Annotated in this window: 18 protein-coding genes and 1 tRNA gene; all 19 read right to left on the bottom strand. The window is 58.8% G+C overall.

Annotation, left to right across the window (positions count from 1 at the left end):
• Positions 1 to 46: 46 nt before the first annotated feature.
• On the bottom strand, positions 47 to 2,341 hold the full coding sequence (locus D9M09_RS05425; protein ID WP_227742126.1) for a heparinase II/III domain-containing protein: 2,295 nt from the start codon (positions 2,339 to 2,341) through the stop codon (positions 47 to 49).
• A gap of 121 nt (positions 2,342 to 2,462) precedes the next feature.
• On the bottom strand, positions 2,463 to 3,401 hold the full coding sequence (locus D9M09_RS05420; RefSeq protein ID WP_121668774.1) for a glycosyltransferase family 2 protein: 939 nt from the start codon (positions 3,399 to 3,401) through the stop codon (positions 2,463 to 2,465).
• On the bottom strand, positions 3,401 to 4,834 hold the full coding sequence (locus D9M09_RS05415) for an O-antigen ligase family protein (RefSeq protein WP_070224581.1): 1,434 nt from the start codon (positions 4,832 to 4,834) through the stop codon (positions 3,401 to 3,403). The genes D9M09_RS05420 and D9M09_RS05415 overlap by 1 nt, the downstream gene beginning before the upstream one ends.
• A 10-nt stretch (positions 4,835 to 4,844) precedes the next feature.
• Positions 4,845 to 6,353, bottom strand: a complete 1,509-nt coding sequence (locus D9M09_RS05410) for a lipopolysaccharide biosynthesis protein (protein ID WP_070224582.1) — start codon at positions 6,351 to 6,353, stop codon at positions 4,845 to 4,847.
• Positions 6,354 to 6,464: 111 nt separating this feature from the next.
• On the bottom strand, positions 6,465 to 7,160 hold the full coding sequence (gene epsI / locus D9M09_RS05405) for an exosortase-associated protein EpsI, B-type (RefSeq protein ID WP_083287667.1): 696 nt from the start codon (positions 7,158 to 7,160) through the stop codon (positions 6,465 to 6,467).
• Positions 7,157 to 8,062: an exosortase B gene (xrtB, locus tag D9M09_RS05400; RefSeq protein WP_070224584.1), complete on the bottom strand. Its 906-nt coding sequence runs from the start codon at positions 8,060 to 8,062 to the stop codon at positions 7,157 to 7,159. The genes epsI and xrtB overlap by 4 nt, the downstream gene beginning before the upstream one ends.
• On the bottom strand, positions 8,063 to 8,938 hold the full coding sequence (gene epsG, locus D9M09_RS05395; protein WP_070224585.1) for a chain length determinant protein tyrosine kinase EpsG: 876 nt from the start codon (positions 8,936 to 8,938) through the stop codon (positions 8,063 to 8,065).
• Between the two features lie 15 nt (positions 8,939 to 8,953).
• Positions 8,954 to 10,369 (bottom strand): chain length determinant protein EpsF, encoded by a 1,416-nt coding sequence (epsF, locus tag D9M09_RS05390; protein ID WP_070224586.1) that lies wholly within the window; start codon positions 10,367 to 10,369, stop codon positions 8,954 to 8,956.
• Between the two features lie 62 nt (positions 10,370 to 10,431).
• Positions 10,432 to 11,220, bottom strand: coding sequence for a polysaccharide export protein EpsE (epsE, locus tag D9M09_RS05385; RefSeq protein WP_070312096.1), 789 nt, complete (start codon positions 11,218 to 11,220; stop codon positions 10,432 to 10,434).
• A 52-nt stretch (positions 11,221 to 11,272) separates the two neighbouring features.
• Positions 11,273 to 12,253, bottom strand: coding sequence for an EpsD family peptidyl-prolyl cis-trans isomerase (locus D9M09_RS05380; protein WP_240453647.1), 981 nt, complete (start codon positions 12,251 to 12,253; stop codon positions 11,273 to 11,275).
• 681 nt (positions 12,254 to 12,934) lie between these two features.
• Entirely contained in the window at positions 12,935 to 14,317 is a 1,383-nt protein-coding gene (locus tag D9M09_RS05375; RefSeq protein WP_070312095.1) for an undecaprenyl-phosphate glucose phosphotransferase, read from the bottom strand.
• Positions 14,318 to 14,325: 8 nt separating this feature from the next.
• The gene (gene epsL, locus D9M09_RS05370; protein ID WP_227742125.1) at positions 14,326 to 15,519 is read right to left on the bottom strand and encodes an XrtB/PEP-CTERM-associated polysaccharide biosynthesis outer membrane protein EpsL; all 1,194 of its coding nucleotides are present in this window, start codon (positions 15,517 to 15,519) and stop codon (positions 14,326 to 14,328) included.
• A gap of 103 nt (positions 15,520 to 15,622) precedes the next feature.
• Positions 15,623 to 16,312: a CAAX prenyl protease-related protein gene (locus D9M09_RS05365; protein ID WP_240453558.1), complete on the bottom strand. Its 690-nt coding sequence runs from the start codon at positions 16,310 to 16,312 to the stop codon at positions 15,623 to 15,625.
• Between the two features lie 151 nt (positions 16,313 to 16,463).
• Entirely contained in the window at positions 16,464 to 18,356 is a 1,893-nt protein-coding gene (locus tag D9M09_RS05360) for an ATP-binding cassette domain-containing protein (RefSeq protein WP_070289606.1), read from the bottom strand.
• A gap of 160 nt (positions 18,357 to 18,516) precedes the next feature.
• Positions 18,517 to 18,591, bottom strand: a tRNA-Arg gene (locus D9M09_RS05355).
• Between the two features lie 96 nt (positions 18,592 to 18,687).
• The gene (locus D9M09_RS05350) at positions 18,688 to 19,710 is read right to left on the bottom strand and encodes a hypothetical protein (RefSeq protein WP_139143016.1); all 1,023 of its coding nucleotides are present in this window, start codon (positions 19,708 to 19,710) and stop codon (positions 18,688 to 18,690) included.
• Between the two features lie 6 nt (positions 19,711 to 19,716).
• Complete coding sequence (locus D9M09_RS05345; protein ID WP_121668773.1) at positions 19,717 to 21,189, bottom strand: MBOAT family O-acyltransferase; 1,473 nt, start codon at positions 21,187 to 21,189, stop codon at positions 19,717 to 19,719.
• 172 nt (positions 21,190 to 21,361) lie between these two features.
• Complete coding sequence (locus D9M09_RS05340) at positions 21,362 to 22,108, bottom strand: PEP_CTERM-anchored TLD domain-containing protein (RefSeq protein WP_227742124.1); 747 nt, start codon at positions 22,106 to 22,108, stop codon at positions 21,362 to 21,364.
• A 119-nt stretch (positions 22,109 to 22,227) separates the two neighbouring features.
• Positions 22,228 to 22,620 carry a RidA family protein gene (locus D9M09_RS05335; protein WP_070224642.1) on the bottom strand — a complete coding sequence of 131 codons (393 nt, stop codon included), beginning with the start codon at positions 22,618 to 22,620 and terminating at the stop codon, positions 22,228 to 22,230.
• Positions 22,621 to 22,624 lie beyond the last annotated feature (4 nt).

The following is a 22,624-nucleotide window of genomic DNA, read 5'->3' as shown; positions in this document are numbered from 1 at the left end:
CGCCTGCCTTGAAGGCAAGCGGCTTACTGGACATGCCGGCAGGTAATCAGTTGGCGATGGTGATTTTCTGCGTGCCGACTGTCAATTGCCTGCCGGTTGCCGTTGCAGTGATACTTACGGGCAAGTTCTTGCACCCAACGTCGAGCAGGACGAGGAATTCGCCGCTGCTGGCACTGGTCGTGCGTACCAAGGCGCCGTGCTCTTCGTAGCTACCCGCCTTTGGTGGCGGCCCTGTTCGTTTCTCATAGCGCACCCCCGGATCGGCTATCGGCTTGATGCACACGGAGCGGCCCTGGTTGACGATGGAAATATTGCCGCTGCCATCTACCAAGATTGGTGCTGCCGCATGAAAATTCCATTCGAAGCTGCGCTGGACAGGCGCAGCCAGCTTGTCGCGCACGACGATGGCATCACTGTCGCGCAAGTACCACAATTGCCGTACCGCCAGGCTTAACGCACCGCCATAAGCGGGGGTCGCATTGCCTTCCACGTAGTCCACCGACGGTGTCGTGGAAAAGGCCGTAATGGCGCCGTTGCGCACCAGGGTTTCGCGGTAGCCATCCACCATTTGACCGACGCCGCCATCGAAAGTAATCGTGTTAGCCGACTTCGACTGGCGATACCATGTCGTGTGCATGGGCGAACCGAACCAGTCATACCAGCCCGTCTCGATCAGCAGGGGAACATTGGCGCTCGTCAGCACGAAGGAATTTTGATTGCCATGGCTATGCGAGAACGAACCATAGGGCGTAGATTTGAAATACACGGAAGTGCGTTTCAAATCAGCAAGATTGCTGTGCATCGCGCTCCAGCCGATGCTGGGAAAAAGGGCGCCATTGGCCGGCGGCCGCGGCGTTTCCGTCACGGTCGATACAGGCATAGGATACGGCGCCTGCAGCAAGGTCAGCATGTCCTCGTTCACAGTGATATTCTTGACGTACCAGGCTGCTTCCGGCGTGGCAAAGCGCGATACATAGGCCTTCAGCAAACGGTACACCGGCTCAATCTCCTGCGCATCGCCGAACATATGTGTCTTGGCGCCGGGCGGAACAAATTCCATGAAGAAACGAGCCAGCCCTGCGGACCACGGCTTGGCAAACAAATCGATGCCGCTGGCCTGCAGCAAGGGCTGCCATATCTGCAAGGCGTTATCCGCGCTGAACTCCGCGTAGGCCGTACCTTCCGAAAAACCGCCCTCCGGGCCGCTCCATACCATCAAGGAACCCGAGAAGTAGCGTACGGAAAAGTCGAACCACGTGGTCGCTTCCGGGATTTCGCCCAGCACCAGCGCGGAAATACCGGCAAGAAAACCGATATTGGTAGCCGTGAAGGCATCGTAAGGTTTCTGTTCGATACCACCATTGTTGCTCAGCAGCTCTTGGTAGATAACGGCCGTACGCGTCTTGACCATCGCCATCCAGACAGCACGCCGGGTCGCGTCGAGGTTGGAACCGAGGCTGTCAAGCGCCTTGCTCAACGCCAGGGCAATAGAGCGGCTGCCCTGCGCCTGATTGACATAGCTGGTCGGCCCATTGGGATTGAGCGCCGTCAGGGCATCCCCCCGCCGCAAGGCCTCAGTCAGAAAGCGTTGCTCGCCCGTCAGGCGGAACATCAGCGCGGCGGCCTCGAGCTGGCGGCTGTTCAAGACGATCGAAGTACGTACCGACGTCATCTGCGCCGCATAGGCAGCAGTCATGACGCTGCTGGCAACCAGGGGCCAGTTGGCGTCGGACGGCAGCGCGACATTGGTCGTTTGCAGGACAACTTCATTGCTCATCCCCTGCAAGGCCGGGCCCCGTTCTGCCTTCATGGCAGCGGTCCAGGCGCTCGCTACCGGCAAGCTGGCAGGCAAACCGCGCGGACGCGGACGTTTCAGGATATTGGCGCGCAAGACATCATTGGCCGGCAAAATGAATTGCTTGGAACTGCCACCGATCTCGAAGGCGCGGTCATCCGACCATGCCGAGCTGACGGTGGGGCGCACGCGCCAGGTATAGCTGCCGACAGGAAGCGGCTCGCTGGGCAAATACCAGTTGCGGCTGCTCGTATAGGTGCGCACCACGGTGGTGCCGATGCGGATCTCGAGCGTATAGGAAGTGGTAGTCGCCGAGTAGGGCGCCCACGTAAATGTCGGCGGGTTCTGCGCCTGCAGCTGGCGGTTCGTCGGCATCGCCTTCACGACCAGTGCATCCGCCGACTGGGCCCAGTCGGCACGCGCATAATGACTATAAGGGAACAGCAGCCAGGCTGCGCTGCATAGCAAGGTACGTTTAGCGGCTTTCATGCTTATAGCCTCCATGAGATAGGATGACATCTTTTCTGGGGCAGCTTCATTTTGCATAATCGCCTTCCCTCAAGACGGAGCGGCGCGCCTCGAGCAAAAGGACTCGTGAATTGCAAGTCCTCAACACTGCATGGGCGCAATGTCCATTATACCGAAAGTACTTTCGGTTACTATGACTTTAGTTGCTCTGCTTCAATTCGCGCCACAATTCCCACCGTTTTAGCAAAGAAGCGTTGCCAGCGGTACACATGACGAAAGTCACCAGCCAGCGCATCGACATGCCGCCGCGCAATGCCTTGCATAATTCCACCAAGGCATCGCCACGGCGCCCATCCTGCAAAGCATAGCGCGCCACCTTGATGCGCGCATCGGCGACGATGCTCAAGGCGCCCGGGCGCGATGGGTCGCCGGCAGGCAAGCTCAGGGCGCGCTGCTCCAACCGAAAAAATACCTGTGGCAAGGTGCGCAAGTCATGCACGGCACACAGGCTGCCAGCCACATCCGTGCGATATGCTACAAGTCTGGCAGGCGTGAAGACCAGCTGCAGGCGCTCGGCCAGGCGGAACCATAAATCCTGGTCCTCGCCAAACTGATCGCCTTCGGGAAAACATTGAGACATGGACATTAAATGGCGGCGCGGCACGGCAATCGAGTTAGTGCAATAGAACACTCCGTGGGCTGCCCGGTAGGCATAGAAATTCTTAATCGGCTCAAACCGCGCATCGTCAACCTGGTCGAGCAGGCCATCGGATGGATCGTTCATGCATAAAAATGATGTAGAAAAAAAACTGTTTTTCGGATACTTTTGGTACATGGAAACAATTGCCAATAAAAAATCTGCAGCATACCAATCATCGGCGTCGAGGAAGCAAACCAGCTCTCCTCGCGAGGCCGCGATACCCACGTTGCGCGCGCGTGACACGCCTCCATTCGCTTGTCGGATCAAGCGTATGCGCGGATCGTCCATCGCTTCCACGAGAGCGGCGCCGCCATCGCTCGAGCCATCGTCGACGACCACAATTTCAAAATCCTGGTGGCTTTGCGACATCACAGAGGCGATCGCCGAGACGATATATTGTTCCTTGTTATATAGTGGGATAATGACGGAGCACAACATCAAGACAAACTCCCTTCCATCATATTGCGCCGTGCCAAGGCTTTCTCACGCCGCTGCTGTGCAGCCGGTACATAGTAGCGGACGAGCACCGCCAGCTGCAGCATATGAATCGGCAAATCTGGGCTCATGCTGGCTAGCGACAGAGGCACTTCACTGATCGACTTGCAAATGAGCAGGATAAACAGCGCCAGCGACAGCCCCTGGCTGGCCCGGACGGTATTGGCGACGAAATAAGCGATCACCAGCGTGTAGAAAAGCAGGCCAAACGCCCCGACGCTGCCGGCGCTCGACAGGCTCTGGAAGAACTGGCTGTGAGCATGGGTGGCGAACGGCATGCCGATGCTGTTGCGGAAAGCCTCATCGAAGATATTCAGTCCGTAGCCAAACACAGGATTCTTGCGCCACTCTTCGACGGCGATCTGCCAGATCTGATCGCGCCCCATAAAGGTCATCAGTTCGGCGCCGTCGCGGGTCGTGAAGAAGCGCGCAATCTTGTCGCCGCCGCCGCCAAACATGAAAATCAAGCATAGCAGGGCGCCGCCAAACATCATCATCAGTATTAATAATACTGGTAGATGGGGGCGCCGGAAATCCTGAATGCGGGCGTTGATTTCATCGCGGCGGCTATACCAGGCCAGCACCACCACCGACAGGATAAAGGCGATCCAGCTAGTCTTCGACTGCGTCAGCAGCAGGCTGATGCCGCCCAGCATCCAGCCACCGCGCATCAGCCAGACATTTTTGAAAGGCCGATACCAAAGGCACAGCATGAACAGCACACACAATGGCCCCAGGCTGTTGGCGTGGCTGGTCAGCCCAGCATAGCGCAGCTTCAGGCCTGGTACCAGACCGTGGTAGTTCGTGCTCATTACCAGACCGTGCTTCCATACGATGCAAGCGGCACTGGCGACAAGCAACGCCAGCAGGGCATTGCGCAGCACAACCGTCATGGCGTCCACGTCGGCCTTGGTATTGGCCATCAGGGCCGCCTGGCAAGCCAGCAGCGCATACAGGAATTCATGGGAAAAATATGGATACATGCCGAACAGGGCGGGGGTCAATGTATTGCTCGCGTAAAAAATCCAGAAGCCAAACAGCAGCATGCCGGGCATGCGTTTGTGCTCGCTTCCAGAGTTCAGCACGTAGCGCAATATGCGCTCGCCACATGAGAAGATCAGAAATACCGAACTCAGGCGGCCCAGCCAAGAAACGATGGAACTCTTGTTGACGACAATGGCCAGCACATCATCTGGAAAAGCCAGGTCGCGGCCCGACAAGAAAATGGTCAAGGCATAGGTCAGGAAAATCGGGTACGCAATATATTGCATCAACCCCAATTCCCGCTTGTGTCCCCAGTGGGCACTCAAAGCCATGCCCGCCACGACCAGGATTGCGGCGATCAACACCACCAAGCCGCCAATAAATTCAATCATATCAATCTCATCATACTGAACATTTACTACGAAGATAAACACCGACCCGTGCCGGCACCGGCGGACTGAAGCGTCCAAGCAGGTCGACGATACGCCGTCCCAGCAATTGTGGCTGAAGCAAACCGGCCAGTAAACACAGACCGCCGCCACCTAGAGAGCCAAACAACAAGGCAGGCAGCGGCCCGTGGCCGATGGCATGCCCCAGCAGTGAGCCGCCATGGGCGCCGGCCGCCGCCAGCAGCATCAGCACGACGGAGCGCCAGACGCTGGGCCACAAGTCGATTATGCCCAAATGCAAGCGCAGGCATGCCGTCATGCCGATCACCAGCGCGCGCGCCAGCAAGGTACCTGACGCGATGGCGGCCACCACCACTACACCCAGGCCGGAAAACTGCCAGAGTGCGATACCCGCCAGCACGATCAGCGGCATCTGCAGCAGCGCTTCCAGGTGCTTGCCGCCCGTATTCCACAAGATGGGCGTCGACATGCCCCACGTGACGTAGGCGGGCATGCCCAGCGCCAACACCGTCAGCACGCGGCTCGATTCGCGCCAGGCATCGCCGTACAGGGTGGCGATCAGGTCGCCGGCGAGGCAGGCCAACACCACGAAGACGGGACCGATGACGATCCAGGTGGCCGCGATGACGGACAGGTACGCCTGCCGCAAGCCGGCCACGTCGTCCTGCAAGCGCGCACCGGCCGCCAGGAAGGCTGGCTGCAGGGCGCTGAGGAACAGCGAATTGGGCGTGTTAGCCAGGTTGTAACCCACCGCATATACCCCGACCGCGTGGGCATTGAGGATGCGCCCCAGGAAAACCCGATCGAGGTTGTTCAAGAACCAGTTGCTCAGGTTGGTAATGAATACTGTACTGCCCGTATGCGTCGAGCGGCGCGCACCCGCGTACCACAGCAATGGACGCAGCGTATGGGGATTGCGGCAATATGTCAGGATCAGCAAGCTCAGCGCCTGTACCAGCCAGGCACTGACCAGGGTCCAGACACCAGCGCCCATCAGTGCCAGCGGAATGCCCACACACAGGTAGCCCAGCGCATAACTGAGGATCTGCGCGATATTGAGCCAGCGGAAATTGAGCTGGCGCCGCAGCAGGTTGCTGCTGGGCGCCGTCATCGCGCTGAGCAGGCACGTCAGGCTCAGCCAGCAAACGATGGACACCAGCCGTGGCTCCTTGAAGTAGGCGGCGATCCACGGCGCCAGCAGGTACAGGCCCAGCATGGCCGCCGCGCCGGACAAGCATTGCCACGTGAAGGCGAAACGGATGTCGTCGTCATGCAATTGCTGGTTTTGCACCAGGCCCCAGGCAAAGCCGAAATCGGCAAGGAAGGTACTCAGTGTCATGACCAGCAAGCCCATGGCGAACAGGCCGTAGATTTCCGGCCCCAGCAGGCGCGCCAGCACGATCTGCACGCCCATCTGCAGCACGAAGCGCGTCACCGTGCCGAGCGCGGCCCATTTGACGGCGCTTACCGCGCGTGTCTTGACGTCAGCGCTGGCAGACATGGCGCGACGCAGGACAGGAGGAGGCGCACTGGCGCTGCAACGTAAGGTTAATGGCAATTCCTATCGACAAAAATATCGGGGCTACGGCCAGGCAGCGCCGGCGCGCTCCGCTTAACCATGGAAGTTGCCGATGATGCGCGCACGGTCCTGCGCCTTCATGCCCGACAACATGGCGCGCACAAAGCCTTCCTGTATTGCGTAGGCGGCGCCCGTATCGCTGTCGATGCTCGACACGCGCACCAGCATGGCATCGGGAATCGCCCCGCTCAAGCCATAGCGCAATTCCTGCATGCGCTGATCCAGGCCCGGCGTGAGCGCCTTGTCGCCGACGGTAATCCAGTAGGTGATCGGTTCCTGGCGCGGGCCATTCGTCGCATACAGATGTTTCACCGGCAAGGTCCCGTAATCGGTGCGCAGCTCGCTGCGGCCCGACTTCTGCACCTCGAAGCCCTGTGCGCCATAGCAGACTTCCGGCAAGTGCACGGCCATATTACTGCTCTGGTCGCCACCATAGGCGATCGACAGCATGACGCGGTTTCCTTGCGGATCGACATACGTGCGCGACAAGGTCTGATTGTATATCTTGTCCAGACGCGCCTGGGTTTCCGGATCGACTTGCAGCGGAATGATGGTGGTGTCGATGGTCCAGCCGCCAAAGGCCACGGGGATGATATCCGCGAGCTGGAACTGCCTCTTGCTGTCGGCGATCTTGACGCTGGGCGTCAAGTGCTTGGCCAGCCCGGCCGACGCCACCATCAGGATGCCGGCCAGCACACTGACCTTGACGGAATTGATCATCGATTTCATGCCTGGCTCCCCGACACTCTACGCTCACGCAATTTAACGATCCATTGCAGCAGGGTATCGGCAGAAAGGATCAGGATCAGCGCCGTAATGAACAGCACCATGCCGGCGAAACCGTGCAGGAAGCCCTGCCCCGCGGCATCGCCGAAATAATAGGTAATCAGGGTCAGCACGATGACGCGCACGACGTTGGCCGAGAACGAGATCGGGATGATCAGGATAGCCAGTGCGATATTGCGCAGTGCCGACGTGTGGCGCACGACATTCAGGTAAAACAGGCCCAGCGCCTCCAGCGACAGCAAGGTCTGCAGGCCGGCGCACGCGTCCGCCACCATCAGCTGGTACTGGCCGATCTGCAGGATCACGCCCGTGCGGGCGATCGGATAGCCGGCAAAAAACAGCAGGTGCTCGACCACGTACGACACGGCCATCTTCATCGGCATCGTCAGCATGATGACGATCTGGGCCGGCAAGGGCACCATGAACAGCATGAAGAAGAACGGGAACCACAATATTTTCAAGGCACGCAAGCCCCGCTTCAGCAACAATACGGCTGCCAGCATCCAGATGAAGGAGCCGATTTCAAAGGCGATGATATGTTGCGAACGGCCCAGCACGTACAGCACCAGGGCGATGGCCAGCACCACCCAGCCCAGCGCGCTGGGTTCGCTGCCACGGGTTTTTTCCAGCATGTCGGGCCAGTTGCGCCAGATCAGCCACAGCGACAAAAACAGGATGATGGGACCGTGCGCCTGCTCTTCCGTCGCCCAGATGCCGCCAAACAGGCCGGCAAAGGACGGAATGTACATGGCCAGCAGTCCGACGGCCAACGGCAGCCATTCTGGCAAGTATTCCTTGCATTGCTGCAAGTTCAGGCCCGACCACCGCTTGGCTTGGGTATTCATTTAGAAATCCACCATCACGGAACCGACCACCTTGGCACCGCTCTGCACGATCTGCTCGGCCATGGCGTTGATGTCGCTCAACAGGGATTGATTCTTGCGCGCCACGATCAGCACGCCACCGGCACGGGCCGCAATGGCCATCGCGTCGGAACCGAGCGCATACGCGGCCACGTCATAGATGACGATGTCGAACAGCGACTCGAGTTCCGTGTTCAGGTTGGCAAACGAGCTACGGCTGAGCAGCTCTTGCGGATTCGGCGGCAGTGTACCGGATCCCAGCACGGACAGATCGACGAACGATTCGACCTTGGTGATGGCGTCGAGCTGAGCGCGGCCAGCGAGTATGTCGGACAAGCCCTGGCGCGTCTGAACATCGAAAATTTCATGCTGGCGCGGATTGCGCAAGTTGGCGTCGACCAGCAGGGTGCGTTCACCCAGCTGCGAAAACACGACAGCCAGGTTGGCCGCAAACAGGCTGGCGCCGTCGCCGGACGCACCGCCCAGCACCACCAGCGCCTTGTGCCCACGGGCAAACCAGCGCAGCATGACCTGGCTGCGGATCGCGCGCAGCGTTTCCACTTGCGGGCTGAACGGTTCATAAGCAGCCACCAGCAGCTCCGAATACTTGCCCTCGCCTTTTTGCAGGTAGGGATAATCGAACTGGCGTGCCAGCACTTGCTGGATGTCGGCCTCCGTGATCAGGCCCAGGCGCAGGGCCGCTTCGCCGAAGCGGATGCCGAGTTCCTTTTGCATGCGCAGCACGCGCTCGGCGTTCTCGGGCGTGATCTTGCCCGACTCGAGCAGCAGACCGCCAATACTGGAGTCGCCGGTACGTGGCACGGTGTTCATCGAAATGGGGAGCGCGGCTTGGTTCATCGTCATATCCATGTTTTAACGTAAGCGCAGGCGGCGCGGCAGAATGCCGTTCAACACACCTTTTTTGCGCGGCGACTTGCGGGCATTCCAGTCGATGGCGCCGAAGACGGGAATCTGCAGCGTTTCTTGCAAGTCGGCTTCCGAACGCACGCGGCGGTACAGCATCTCGATCACGATGGCCAGTCCCACGCCCAGCAAGGTGCCGAGGAAAATCGACAGCAAGGTATTGAGCAGCACGCGTGGACCGGCAGGATCGATCGGCGGCACAGCCGGATTGAGCACGGAAATATCCGACTGCTCCGCCTGGCCCTCGATGCGCGTTTGCGACAGGCGCTGCGACGTCACGTCAAAGGCGCGCTGGGCACTCTCGACATCTTTCATCAATACGCCCATCTCATCGCGGGTACGGTTCAGTTCCAGCACCTTGGCTTTTTGCGCCTGCAGGGCGGCGCGCACCGCCGCTTCGCGCTGCTGCAGGATCTGCGCATTGTTGCCAACGCTGCTGGAGGTATTGGCCAGCTGCTCGCGCAGGTCGGCGCGCAGCTTGTCGACTTCCGCCTTGGCGCTCTCGTATTGCGGGTGGTTGCGGCCCAGGCGCTGGGCGATTTCAGCCAGCTTGCCTTCGGCGTTACCCAGGCCAATCTTCAAGTTCTGGATCAGCGGATTGGACGACACGTCGGGCGAGGCCATGCCATTGCTGCCCTGCGCCATGCGCTGGCGCGACGACGCTTCCATCGTCTGCCCTTGCGCCATGACCAATTGCGCCGACAAGTCATTCAGTCGGTTCGATTCGACATCGAGACGGTTGTCGACGCTGACGATGCCATTGTCCTGCTGGTATTTGGAGAGCTTGCTTTGTGCCACTTCCAGGTTATCGCGCAGCAACTTGGTCTGTTCGCTGAAATACGTCGAGACGCGGCGCATCGGATCGACCTTCAGCTGGATGCTGGTCTTCTGGTACTCGTCCGCAAAGGCATTTGCCACGGCGGCAACGAACTGCGGGTCGCTGCCCTTGAAGCTGATGTCGACCACGCTGCTTTCGCGCGATGGCACGATTTCCACTTTTTTCAGCAGCAGATCGGCCAGCCAGTCGCGCACGGTGCCGCCCTTGCCTTCGGTCGCCTCATTGAATTGCGCAATCACGGCCGGGCTTTCCGCCAGTTTCAAATGGTCGACGACGCGCAAGGCAACGTTCTTGCTGCTGATGATGTCGATTTGCGTCGCCATGAAACCAGGCAACAACTGGCCCGGCATGGCCAGGCCCGTCAGCGGGTCGACCCCTTTGTAGTTCAAGAGCAACGAACTTGTCGCCTTGTATGTTTTAGGCAAGAGCAAACTGACCGACAGCGTGCCGAGAACAGTGACCAGCAGCGTGACCAAGATCAACTTCTTGTGCGCACGCAGGATCAGTAGGAGCTGTGACAAATTCATGGGAAAACCTCAACACAGAATGAAAAACATCCGGCTTGCGCCGGAAAGATACGGACACAGGCTTAAAACAGGCTTTCCTGCACGTACACCATATCGTCAACTTGCAGCAGGTCATCATGCTTGGCGTTGATGATTTCCAGCTTGCCAGCCTCGTCGCGGCGCTTGATGCGAATGCCGCGCTCGGTGCCGCGCTGCGTCAGGCCACCGCCGACGGACAAAGCCTGCAGCACCGTCATCGATCGCTCGAGGCGGAAGGCGCCCGGACGCTGGACTTCGCCGTAGATATAGAAGCGCGGCGCGCGCTCGACAAAGATCACGTCGTTGCCAGCCACGTCCAGGTCGCGGTTCAGGTCAGCCGAGCGCACCATCTCGACGATATCGACGATTTCGCGCGTCGTCTTGCCGTTACGCTTGCGAATCAGGTTGACGGCATCGCCGCCGTCCTGACTGACGCCGCCAGCCATGGCCAGCATGTCCATCAGGCTGCGCTTGCCTTCAATCGGATATCGCCCGGGACGGTTGACCTGGCCGAGCACCGACACTTGCTGGCTTTGCAGCTGCGTCACGATGATGTTGACCTGTGCCTTGCGCAGGAAGCCGCCGCTTTCCAGCAAGCCGCCCAGTTTTTTTTCCGCTGCCGAGACCGACAAACCGCCCAGGGCCACATTGCCGACCAGGGGGAAGGTGATTTCGCCCGCCTCGCTGACGCGCGTTTCGAGCGCCAGGTCGGGATTGCCATAGACGGAAATTTTCAATACGTCGCCGGCGCCCAGCTGTACATCGGCAGCACCGGCGAAGCCGGCGCTCAGGGCCAACAGGGTGGCCATGCACCACATCAAAATTCGTTTCATGATTCGCTTATTCCATTGATAGAGTTACTTACCTAAAATGCTGCGACTTACTTCAAGCCAGCAACGCCACGATCATTTGCTTCCGAGGAACTCTTCGCCGGTGCTGCCTGGGCCGCCGAAGCAGGTGCAGGTGCAGGTACCGGAGCCGCGGCGCTGGCCGCTGCCGATGCGGCGGCCGGGGGCCGTCCTTGCCCAGGTATTCGATCTTGGCGGCGGCACGCAGACGCTTCAGTTCGGCATCGGCGGCATCCTTGTTTTTCTTGTTGAATAAAAATTGTTCGATCTGCGGCGCAGCCTGTGCCAGGGTCGCGGGATTGTCGCGGATATCGGCCAGGGAAATGAGCAAGGTGCGGTCCCCTTCGCGGATAATGAACAACTGGCCCTTCGGCATCGACAGCAATTTCGCGCTCAGCTCGGGCGCCAGGTCGGCGCTGGTGCGCGACAACTGTGTACGGGCGAACTTGACCTTATGCGCCTCGAGCCAGGCAGCCACGTCGTCGAGCGTCTTGGCGCTATCCATGGCCGCCTTCAACTGGTCGTTCATGTCCGCGCTGGCAATCACCAGCTCGCGCATGTCGAATTGCTTGCGCTCGCTGAAAAATTGCGGGTTCTTCTGGAAGTACTCTTCCACTTCCTGCTTGGTGGGGCGGGCGATCGTACCGATGCGCTTTTGCATATAGGCTTGCGCGACGATCAGCGCCTTGGCGCGTTCGATCGCTTGCACCACCTTGGGATCGCGGTCCGTCTTGTCCTTGGCCGCCTCGTTCTGCAGCAACTGGCGGTCGATCAGCGATTCGAGCAACTGTTTGCTCGCCGCTTCCTGCTGCGGCGCCTGAACATTGGCGCGCTGCATCTCTTCATTGAGCTGCAGGACGGTGATTTCTTCCCCATTTACACTCGCCAGCGCCTGGCCGGGCTTTTTTTCTTTATTGCCACAAGCAGACAATCCTGCGACGGCCAGCACAACCAGGCCTGCGCACAGCAGACGGGAAGGCATGGCGGACGTGCTCGAAGACACACGGGCGATTTGCACTTGGTTCAAAATGACTCCTTCAGTTCAGGTAAGGAAATCCGCTGATAATTTTGTGAACGTGATGATAACTCACTTAGCAACAAAATATTGTCAAAAAAAGCAGATTTCGATTGAAATTATGGGCTTGCGACCACATGATTGTCAATATTATAAATATGATACACAGTGTACTAGCTTACTAGGGAAATATTTGCTTAAAAAACTATTAAAAGATCTTAAAAACAACTGTTTCATCAGAAACACAAGCCTTGCAATAGCGATGCCTCAATAAATAATTTCCACAGGAAAATATTTATTGCGTAGCGAGGGGCACTTGCACTACGCCGCACAATAATCGGAGGCGGGCAAACATGGGAAAGCGGCAGGAATGGGACCGGTGCCTTGAGGTCTGCCGCTGTTCAACAGCAGACCGACGCCATGCTGGCAGGGCGAGGTTCCAGCGGGCACGGCGCGCATGCCATGGTCGACTAGCTGGCCCGCCGTCAGGCAGGCGGAGCATGTCACCGTGCACATCATGTCGCCGTGCTTGCCTCATAGGGTCGTCTGGCTCATCGAATCACTGTTCGGCCGGCTCCAGGAACCGGCTATTGGACATCTCGCATGATTGCGCCATTTTAACGCGTATTAAATCTCTGCAAAAAATATTCAAGTCCGGTGTGGCGGCCCGCCATCAATGCGCGCTCAATGCGCATTGTCGCGCTTCAGCACCACCTTGACGGTGCGCAAAATGATCCATAAGTCCAACCACAGCGACCAGTTGCGCAGGTAGTCAAGGTCGAAATGGATGCGCGCCTCCATCTTGTCGAGCGTCTCCGTCTCCCCGCGCAAGCCATTCACCTGGGCCCAACCGGTAATGCCCGGCTTGACCTTGTGGCGCAGCATATAGCCCTTGATCAGCTTGCGATACTGCTCATTGTGCGCCACGGCGTGCGGACGCGGCCCGACAATGCTCATGCGTCCCTGCAGCACGTTAATGAACTGCGGCAACTCATCGAGTGAACTGCGGCGCAAGAAGCTGCCCACGCGCGTCACGCGCTGGTCGTTCTTGGTGGCCTGCACTACCTTGTCGCCATCCTCGCTGACCGTCATCGAACGGAATTTATAGACGATGATTTCCTCGCCATACAGGCCGTAGCGGCGCTGGCGGAAGATCACGGGGCCTTTCGATGTTACCTTGACTGCAATGGCGATGACCAACATCACTGGTAACAGCATGATCTGGATCAGCAAGCCCAGCACGATGTCACTGCCCCGCTTGACCATGCTGTTAAAACCGGTAAACGGCGACTCGCGGATGGCGATCACCGGCATGCCGCCCACATTGTCGAAACGCGCCTGCATCAGGTCGAAGATATAAATATCCGGCAAGAAGTACACGGACGCCGTCGTATCCTGCAGTTCATCGAGCATTTTACGGATGCGCGGCTGCGCCGAAATGGGCTGGCTGATGAATATCATCTTGATATTGTGTTCGCGCACATAGGCGGCGATATCGGCCATCTTGCCCAGCATGGGCTCACGCATTTTCTCGGGCCAGCGGTCATCGGTACGGTCGTCAAAAAAGCCCCGCACGCTCATGAACAGATTCGGATTGCGCTCGACGGTGGCGGCAAATTTCAGGCTGGCATCATTGGCGCCAATGATGACGACGGAGCGCACTTCGCTGTCGCGCCCGGGATCGGCCACCATACGCCGCGCAGCCAGATGGCTGAGCAGCAATATGAATGGCGTTAGCAGAAACCAGGCCAGCACCAGGTCGCGATCAAAATGAAAAGCCAGTCCTGTCGCCGAACCCAGGAATACCAGAATCAGGGCTGTGATGCCCCAGCTGACAAAAATATCGCGGGTATAGGCCAGCATCCGACCGCTGCGCCAGGTACGATAGGGATCGACATACTGGAATACGGATGATGAAATAAAGAACGCAAGGATCATCAATACCAGCGAATAGCCAGTAAAGGGGGAACCTGACAAGGCGGACAACAGATACAGCGTGCCCATGATAATCAATGGGTCGAGTATGCGTTGAAAGAACGAAATCAAGGGTATATCATTAACCGTCATAGTGCTCTTCAGAACTGGACACTGGCGCTGAACGACACGCCTTTGGCGCGGAAACTGCCAGTATTAATAATAGGTGCGCCCTTGCGCGTGTCGCGGAAGGCGTTCAGACCCAGCTGGATATTCGGCTGCGGAGCATAGGTTAGTCCCAGAGATTCGGTATGCGAGGTGTCGCTGACATCGACGGGCAATACCAGGCCGCTGGCGGCCGAAAAGTCGCGCTTCTCGCGGCGCAGTTGCGCATCCATGCGAACCTTGGACGTGATATCCCAGGCGGCGGCAACACTGGCGCCATTATTCAGGCTGCTCGAAATCAGCGCATTTTCCACTACTCCATACTCATGCCACAGGGAACCGGTGAAACGCACCTTGCCCAGAGGCGCCCAGTTCACCACGATGCGCCCGTTGGCGCCGCTCGAATTGCGCCCCGAATAAAAGGAATGGCTGCGGCGCACCCATCCACCCAAGAGTTGCACTTGGGTAATCGCACTGTAATTCCAATAAATATTCGCCTTGATCTCATCCTGGGTATAGCCATCGTCGACGCCGAACTGGCCGCCGTTGACGCGATTCGGATAGCTGCCATTGATATGCCGCAACTGCACGCCGACACGACTATTGCTTGCAGGCAAATAATCAAGCCCCAGTTCCGTCGCTTTTTCTTCACGGTTGGACACGCGCTGCGACAGCAAGTCATACGAGTAGCGCTCACGGCTGTAAGCGCCACGCACGCGCCAGCTCGGATGGAAACGCCAGCCGCCATCGACGTACTCTCGCTGACGCGTACGCAAATTGCGTTCAGTGCTCTGGAAATCGCTGAACGGCGTCAGAGTTTGCGAATACAGGGCGCCCGCATGGCCATCGAGATGATTGCCTAGATGCCATTCAAGATCGGCCAGGAAATCCTTGCCGCTGTAGTTGAACTGGTCAAAATGCTGGAACGACACGCGCGACCACTTGGCCTGCCCCGTCAGCACCTGGCGCCCGATCGGCCGGTTGACGAGAAAACCTGCCTGTATCTGGCGCGACGTATCGGAACGGGGACCGTTATAGCCGGGAACATTGTCGTCGAGGCGCAACAGATTGTCGTCATAGGAATACGAGGTCGCCAGGAACGGGGAAATGGTATCGCTCCAGGCGGCCATTGCCGACGAGCTGGCCACACCTCCGACCACGAGCACGCAAGCGGCACGCAAGATAGACATGAGCGGCATGCCAGGCGGCAGACATGGGTGGCTACGGAGGCTTTTTGGCGGGGAATTCAACATGGGCATTGTCTTTGAAAGAGCAAACAGTTAGTTGGCAATATTACCAGTAAGTCCAGTGTCCACCGGAAACAATCCAGAGGCCCAGCACGCCATTCGTCACGCCATGCGCGAGGATCGGCGACCATAGGTTCTGGCTGCGCATGTACAGCAAGCTATAAGCAGCACCGGCAACGATACCGGCCAGCCACAAATTGTGTTCGAAGCCAAACAGTACCACGCTGACAACAAAGGCCTTTGCACTCGCCAGACGCGGGTTAAATTTCAGAAAGTCCGGGGCATCGATCCAGCGCAGCAGGAAGGAGCGCCAGAACAGCTCTTCCATCACAGGCACCACGAGCGCCGCGCCGGCGATGCGCAGCACCACCAGCGTCCACTCGATGCTGCCGTCATTGCGGGGATCGAAACCGTCGGCGCTGCCGATACTCATCCAGCCCGCATTCAAATTAATCCACAGCAAAAAAACAACAAGTCCGGCGGAGATGGCGACGGCAATAGCGCGCGCACCCAGCCCTGTCCAGACCAGTTCTGTATAGCTGCGGCGCCAGTACAACAACATGCCCAGCACGACGCCGATCTTGACGGCGTACAGCCAGCGCAAATCCTGCGCGGCAAAGCCGGCCCGGCCCAGCATGTCGGCGATGAAGATAAAGGAGAGGTAGGCCAGGAATGGCGCTACCCGGGGCAAGGCGGCGCGGTCAAACATGCCGATGCGCACCGGAGGTGGAACCACGCGCCGGACGCAGTGGTCCGGAGCGCGTGTTTTTGATAACAAACATGCATCCCCCGATGTAAAAAATATAATTATATAATTATATCAAGCAGAACCGTTGCCGTGGCAAGTAATCCTAACTTAAATTACAACAGGGTATGCAAGAAACTAATCAGGCATTGCTGCGCGCCTCGATCTGCTCCCACTTTTCCAGCGCTTCCAGCAGTTCGCCTTCGATCTCGGCCACGCGTGCATTCAGGCGCTTGCCTTCGGCCGGCGTCTTTTTGTAGAAGTCCGGATGCGACAGTTCGGCGGCCAGCACCGATTGCTCGTCTTCCAGCTTGGCGATCAGTTTCGGCAACTCTTCCAGTTCGCGCTGCTCCTTGTAGCTGAGCTTTTTCTGCTTGGCAACGGGTGCGGCAGCTTCGACCTTCACGGCCGGCTTGCTGGCAGGCGCCGTGGCGATCGGCAAGGTGCGCACGCGCTCCCAGTCCGTGTAGCCGCCGACGAATTCGCGCCACTTGCCCTCGCCTTCGGCGACGATCACCTGCGTGACCACGTTGTCGAGGAAGGTACGGTCATGGCTGACGAGGAAGACGGTGCCGGTGTATTCTTCCAGCAACTCTTCCAGCAATTCCAGGGTATCGATATCCAAGTCATTGGTCGGCTCATCGAGCACCAGCACGTTGGCCGGCTTGGCGAACAGGCGCGCCAGCAGCAAACGGTTGCGCTCGCCACCGGACAGCGACTTGACGGGCGAACGGGCACGTTCCGGCGCGAACAGGAAGTCGTTCAGGTACGTCATCACGTGACGGCGCTGGCCATTGATCTCGACCCAGTCGCTGCCAGGCGCGATGGTCTCCATCAGGTTCGCCTCTTCGTTCAGCTGCGTGCGCATCTGGTCGAAATACGCGACCTGCAGCTTGGTGCCCAGGCGGATGGTGCCCGTGTCCGACTGCTCTTCACCCAGAATCATTTTCAGCAAGGTGGTCTTGCCGGCGCCGTTGGCGCCGATCAGGCCAACCTTGTCGCCGCGCAAGATGGTGGCGCTGAAATCCTTGACGATGACCTTGTCGCCGTAGATCTTCGAAACGTTTTCCAGGTCCGCCACGATCTTGCCCGAGCGTTCGCCGGCCGACACGTCCAGTTTCACTTGGCCCTGCTGTTCGCGGCGCGCATTGCGCGTCAGGCGCAGCGCTTCCAGGCGGCGTACGCGGCCTTCGTCGCGCACGCGGCGCGCCTTGACGCCCTTGCGTATCCACACCTCTTCCTGCGCCAGGAACTTGTCGAACTTGGCGTTTTCCACTTCCTCGATTTCCAGCTGCTCCGCCTTGCGGGTCTGGTAAGCCGTGAAGTTGCCCGGATACGACAGCAGGCGGCCGCGGTCGAGTTCGATGATGCGCGTGGCAACGTTGTCGAGGAAGGAGCGGTCATGGGTGATGAACAGCACGCTGCCCTTGAAGTCGCGCAGCAAGCCTTCCAGCCACAGGATGGAACTGAAGTCCAGATGGTTGGTCGGCTCATCGAGCAGCAGCACGTCGGGTGCCGACACCAGCGCGCGCGCCAGCGCCACGCGCTTCTGCATGCCGCCCGACAGGGTTTTCATGGCCATGTCGCCCGTCAGGTTCAAGCGGTCGAGTACGGTTTCCACCTTGTTCGGCAAGCTCCATGCATCGGCCGCATCGAGTTTGACCTGGATGTCGTGCATGCGTTCCATCAGTTCGTCGTCATTACCCTGGCCAAACTGGCCCGTCAGCGCATCGTATTCCTTCAACCAGGCCTGCGACTCGCCCATGCCGGACGCGACGGCGTCGAACACGGACATGTCCGGATCGAATTGCGGCTCCTGCTCCACATAGGCGATCTTGATGCCTTGCTGCATCACCAACAGGCCGTCATCGAGCTTGAACTTGCCCGAAATGACTTTCAATAAGGAGGATTTGCCTGTGCCGTTGCGGCCGATCAGACCGACCCGTTCCGAGGTTTCCAATGAAAATTCCGCGTGATCGAGCAGCGCGACGTGACCGAACGCAAGTTGCGCCGATGAAAGAGAAATGACAGCCATAATGAGTAAAGGTGTACGGGCGCCGCCTCGCGCGCACCGCGTGGTGCGCCAAACAGCTGCCGATTGGATGAATGAAGCACGCATTGTACCGACAACTCGGCACCACCAGTACATTGCAGCCAGCATGAACTCAGGCCACCGGCGCGCGTTGCGTGGAATGTGGTGTCGCCAGCAGGAATCGAACCTGCATTTAAGTCTTAGGAGGACCTTGTACTATCCATTGTACGATGGCGACACGCGCAGCGGCATTATACAGGGTGGCGCGCACCGTGGACATAGCGGACGCTGGTACGCAACGGAAAATCCGGCTGGCGTGGCGCGCGGCTCCCGGCTATGGCTGCCCGGCCGGCAACAGCAAGGGCATGACATGCTGCGCCGCCAAGCCATGCGCCACCTTGTTCCAGTGGCCATCCATCGGCAGAAAATCGAGCCGCTCGGCATGCTCGCGCCAATGCTCCTCGAACACGGGCTGCATGTCGACCACGACGTGGCCATGCTGCCTCGCCTGCGCCATGAAAACTTGGCGGTCATCGCCGTGCCACGACGGTTTGCCCTTCTTCGGCTCATACAAGGTGTTGCGCTCCCCATCGACCACAAAGACCATTTGCCTGTCGGCGGCGCCGGGAAGCGCCTTGATCTGCGCGAAATAGTAGGCCAGCATCTGGTCGCGCGCCGCCGCCCCGGTATCGTCGGCCACTGGCGCGTGAGCTGCGCGTCGCAGCGACGATATCCAGTCCGGCAGCTTCAGGTTGTAATAGGTATAGCGCACAAGGGCCGAGTGCGCCAGCCAGCGCTTGAGCTTTGATTCGACATAGTCGACATGGACCGTCCGCACGCCATCAGGGCCGGCCACGAACTGGTTGTGGCTGCGTGGTGCGGGCAACAGCAGGTTGTTCAGATTTCCCGAATCGATCAGAACGACCACGTTGCGTGGATGCAGGCGCGGCGCATAATGGCGCAGCATCTCGAGCGTATCGGCCAAGCCGTTGCCCGAACTGGCGGCCGACACCACGGCCCCGCCCAGCATGCGGTCCAGCTCCCCCTGCAGGGTGTCGGGGTAGTCGAGCATCAGGCTTTCGACAAAGCTGTCGCCCAGCACCAGCACGGCGGGATCCGGCTTGAACTCGGCGGAATTGGCAAAACCCTGCCCGTTGGTGACACCGCGGCGCGCGTTCGACAATGCCCAGCCATGCGAATACACATACTCCTGCCGGGGCAAGTAACGGCTGAGCGGCATGCTTGCACTGCTTTGCGCGAGGCGCAAGCCGGACGACACCGGCAGGCACTGCAACACAGCCTCGAGCACCAGCGCCATCAGCAGCACACCGATTCCTATCGTAATGGATGAACGCATGATGATTTAAAAGTTAAAATACAGAAATTCGGATACGCCACGGGTCTCGCTGATCGACAGCAAGAACAGGCACAACAACAGCAAGGCACCCAGCAACAAGTTGCCGCGCCCGCCTTCCAGACGGTTTTCCTGCTCCAGACGCAAGCCACGGCCCAGCAGGTCATAGGCATTCGGCAAAAAGAAAGCGATAACGGCGCAGGCGCCCAGCCACCACAGGCAACTGCCAAGCTCCATGATGCGGCTCATGCCCAACACGGTCTCGCGCATGGCTGGCGTCAGAGTGCCACCCCACATCGCATGCAGCACGTCCAGCGCCACACCCACCGAATTGGCGCGGAAGAAGACCCAGGCCACAACCACGGCCAGGAAGGTGGCGCAGGCGCCGCCCAGGCGCAGCGCCCAGTTGCTACGCCCGCCCAGCATGTGCCGCAAGGCATGGTTAATGATCAGATAAATACCGTGCAACATGCCCCACAGCAAGAACGTCCAATTGGCGCCGTGCCACAGTCCACCCAGCAGCATCGTCAGCAACAGATTGCGGTAGCGCAAGAACGCACTCTTGCGATTGCCGCCCAGCGGAATGTACAGGTAGTCGCGCAGAAAATTGGACAGGGTGATATGCCAGCGGCGCCAGAAATCGATGATGGACGCCGCCTTGTATGGCGAGTTGAAATTGATGGGCAAGACGATGCCGAACATATAAGACAAGCCATAGGCCATGTCGGAATACGCCGAGAAATCGAAATACAACTGGAAAGTATAGGCCAGGGCTCCGGCCCAGGCTTCGAGCATGCTCAGGTGCTGATGATGCAGGTCAAAGACGGGCCCTACGAAGCGGGCCACGCCATCGGCCAGGACGACCTTCTTGAACAGGCCGATGGTAAAGAAACTCAGGCCCACCACCAGCCGCCCGCGATACGGAACGTGCCGGGCCGGCTCCGAGAACTGCGGCATCATCTCCTTGTGATGCAGGATGGGGCCGGCAATCAGGTGGGGGAAGTACGTAACGAACAAGCCGTAGCTTTCAGGTTGATAGTCCTTGACCTTGCCGGCATGGCAATCGACTAGATAGGCGATTTGCGTGAAGGTGAAGAAGGAAATACCGATGGGCAAAGTAATCCCGATGGGCTCTATGGGCGCCCCCGTGAGCGCGGCAATATTGCTCAACAGGAAGTCAAAGTACTTGAAAAAGACGAGCAGGGACAGATTAAAGACGAGTCCGCCGATCAGCCACAGCTTTGCCCGGCGCAGGCGGCCCTGTCCATGGTGCAGCGAAATGGCGCGCCCGACGGCAAAGTTGGTGCAGATCGACAAGGCCAGCAAGGGCAGGAAGGCGATATCCCAGTAACAATAGAATGCAACCGATGCCAGCAATAGAAAGATGATGGACAGGCGCAGCGAATAGCGTGACAGGACAAAGTAGCCCAGCAGTGCCAGCGGAAGGAAAATGAGGAAAAATGAAAAGGTATTAAATAACACTACAAAATCCCAAGCGTGGGTGGTTGCTCATACGACAACATCAAGCCTCGGCGACTGCCGATGAGCTAATGGCCATCAATCAATTTTCCGGCAACGAGGGCGCGGCAGGCGACATGGCGCACCGCTCCTGCGGCACGCGCAAGCGTATCCGATATCGGCGCGACTGCAGCATTCAGCTGCGGGCGCGCAAGCTTGTCCGCTGCTGACGCAAATGCATGCCAGCGAGCAAGATCAGCCCCGCCAGCAGCACGCCATAAGTGGCAGGCTCCGGCACCGCACTGATGGTAAACACCTGTATCGCGCCGTACGTAATGTTCGGTACCGTAAAACTGGAACCATCGATCAGGCTGATCCCGCTCGCCGGGTGTCCACGGTAATTGTAGGTGTAAAGGGAAGAATAGCCGCCGTGCGTCAAGTCCTGCGGTACATACAGATCATGGCCGACACCAAAGGTGGGACCATAATTTTCCTGATTGTAGGTCTGATCCTTGCCGATGCCATCGCCGCTGAAATACTGCTTCAATTGCGGCAGCATGAAACCCGCTGTCAGATTGAACAGGAAGCCTGTGCGCTGGCTATCTTCCATGGTCACATGCATGCCGTCGGTCGAACTCCAGCTTTGCGGGTTATAGCCACCGACGAGCCAGGTTTGCCCCGAGGCATTGGTCGCTTCCATGACGGAAAACGTGCGCCCCTTGCCATCGGAGGCCTTGTGAAAATCGAGCGAGGTGTCGCCCGCCGCCTTGCTGTAGATATTCGTCAGCGCCAGGCGGCCTTCGCCAAGCCAGCTTTCCAGTTGCGTTTGATAGCCGGGAGAGAGTAGCGACGTGCCGGTTCCGGCCTGCGCGCCCAGGCAAACACCCATACCGGCCACGGCCAGCACCACACTTCTTACCGCCTTAAAATTATTGTGCATCATCTGCCTCGACTGTCAGTATTTGAAGCCGGCGTATTTTCCGGTTGCCAAATATAACATAGCAGATATTGTTTTTATATTTCTTATTTTAGCGCAAAAAATATAATTTTGACAAAAACAATTCATTCAGGCAACACGGCCGTCACTTCGATCTCGACCTTCGCTCTGTCCTCGATGAGTCCCGCCACCTGCACGGCCGTCATGGCTGGAAAATGCTTGCCGATGATTTCCCTGTAGGCAACGCCAATGTGTGGATATGCCGCCACATATTCCTTCTTGTCCAGTACATACCAGGTCATGCGCACGATGTGCTCGGGCAAGGCGCCCGCCTCGGCCAGCACGGCGACGATATTCTGCAAGGCCTGGCGCACCTGTCCCGCAAAATCGTCCGTATGAAACTGGCCCTGCGCATCCCAGCCTATCATGCCGCTGACGTACACCGTGCGTCCGCTGGCGGCAATACCGTTCGCATAGCCGCGCGGTCTTGCCCATCCCGCTGGTTGCAGCACTTGCATCGTG

This window comes from Janthinobacterium agaricidamnosum, from assembly GCF_003667705.1.
In the GTDB taxonomy this organism is placed as follows: Bacteria; Pseudomonadota; Gammaproteobacteria; order Burkholderiales; family Burkholderiaceae_D; genus Janthinobacterium.
Note: the sequence above shows the minus strand (reverse complement) of the source record. Positions and strands in the feature narration are given on the sequence as shown.